Consider the following 2,061-nt stretch of genomic DNA (forward strand, 5'->3'; position numbering starts at 1 on the left):
GGGGCTGTCGGTAAATAACGTTTTTTAAAGCTGACAGCACCAAACAAAAATATCCTGACAGTTACAAGGCTTTCTGGCCCTGCAACTTGTTCAGGATATTTTTATTTCGATAAATACTTTCTGTTTTTGGCCGCAAAAAATCCTTGTTTGGATTTTTTCAGCCGCATTTTTTTCTAGGCAGTTTTTCCTTCAAATTTTCTCAGTTTTTCGTATAAAAAACGATGATATTTATTTATATTTCTTCCAATAGCATACAGCATGAATTCTTTATATACCATATCTGCCGAACGGTAATTAAAACGCCGGAAGTTCTCATTTTCTTTGATATCTCCAAAATGTCCTTCCGTCTGAATGGAACGTGTCTGGCGTTTCAGGATCCCGCGTTCACTCTGGATATTGGCATGCGATCGTTCTTTCAGTTCCTCCCATTGTTCATTGATCTTCATGACTTTGTTCTTTTCGGCATCTTTCTCCGCATCATACTTATACAGACAGCGCGCTTTATGTTCACATCCGCTGCAGTCTGCACAACCATATACCTCAAAGGTCTGTGTATATCCATCCTGCTCTTTGCTCTCTGTCCTGAGATGCCGCAGTTCACGTCCGTCATGGCAGATATAGAACTGTTCATCTTCAAAGATCCCTGTCCTCATGTTGTAATATTTACTGATATCTTCTGAATAAGCGCGTGTTTTTCGCTTTTCATGATCCTGCAGTTTTATATAACTGGATATTTCATTCTGTTTTAAATAAAGCAGATTTTTTTCACTACAGTACCCGCTGTCCGCAGTTACTTCTTCCAGAATACTCCCGAAAGCATTCTTATGTTTTTCAAGGACCGGGATCAGGGTATTATAATCGGTGCGGTCGCTGCTTACATATCCATGTACGATAAAATAATTCTCTACCGCGATCTGAACATTATATGCTGGCTTTAACTGTCCGTTCAGCATGTGATCTTCTTTCATACGCATAAAAGTTGCTTCCAGATCTGTTTTGGAATAACTGTTTCTGTCTTTTCCCATGATCTCAAAGCATTCTTTATATTCCATCAGTCGTTTTCCGCATTGTTCCAGTTCCTCATGCAACTGTTGAAGTGCAGGTTTTCTTTTTCCTTTTCCGTAAACAAATTCGATTCCCTCGTTGTCTGCGATCATCGTGAGATTGTTCTGGAGTTTCCGTATTTCAAGCGGTGAACAGTTATCGATCTCTATAATACGGTTATTTGAAAGCTTTTTATGTTTTACAAGCTTTCGTTTTCTGTTCTTTTCGATCACTTCCCGGACTTTATCCATCCCTTCGATCACAAACATCTGTGCATTTCCCAGCTCGTACTTTGTCCCATAATCATTCTCCTGCAGAAAAGAATTATATTTTTCAAAAAGCTGGTCGATAGAGTCCAGAAGTCCTGCCAGATGGTAATTGATGCTTCCGCGCCATACAAAAGTATAACGGTTCGCATTTGCCTCTATCTTTGTACCGTCAATAAAAAGTTCTTTTAATGTGACCAGCCCTTCTTTCTGCAGCCGCCGCATAAACTGGTAATTCAGATCATCCAGGATATCAGATGTTAGTTTCCTGTTTTTAAAGTCATAAAAAGCATCACGTTTCGGTTTTTGTCCGCGCGTCAGCCAGATAAAAGCAAGGTCTCTTTCACACAGATCAACAATACGGTCAACAGAACGTATCCCCCGCATATTTGCATAGGTAACTACAGCATACATCATGATTGGGTTGTACCCGGTTCTTCCCTTATCTGAACAATTGGCTAACAAGCCAGAAAAATCTAATTCCTCCATCACTTTTTTCAGGGTATAGACTGGATCGTCGTCAGGTAAACTCAATTCGAAGAAACTAAAGTTAATTTTCTGTTGCCCTAATTCAAAAAAATCATTATAATAATTATTGGTTAGCATAGTTACATTATAACATGTAACGGAGAGAAAGATGGTTATCATTAGCCATCTTTTTTTCTTTTTTCAGATAAATTTAGGGAGGGTATGACTCGTTGTGAGTCATACCCTCCCTGATTTGGAACTATCTATTTCCCGACAGCCCCTT

The 2,061-nt window shown here is 39.2% G+C and carries 1 protein-coding gene; it reads right to left on the reverse strand.

Going from position 1 to position 2,061, the window contains the following annotated elements; genetic code table 11:
- Window positions 1–173 precede the first annotated feature (173 nt).
- On the reverse strand, window positions 174–1,916 hold the full coding sequence (locus tag WKT11_RS19685) for an IS1182 family transposase (RefSeq protein WP_119243770.1): 1,743 nt from the start codon (window positions 1,914–1,916) through the stop codon (window positions 174–176).
- Window positions 1,917–2,061: the final 145 nt, after the last annotated feature.

It is taken from the genome of Blautia sp. HCN-1074 (genome assembly GCF_037890165.1).
In the GTDB taxonomy this organism is placed as follows: Bacteria; Bacillota; Clostridia; order Lachnospirales; family Lachnospiraceae; genus Blautia_A.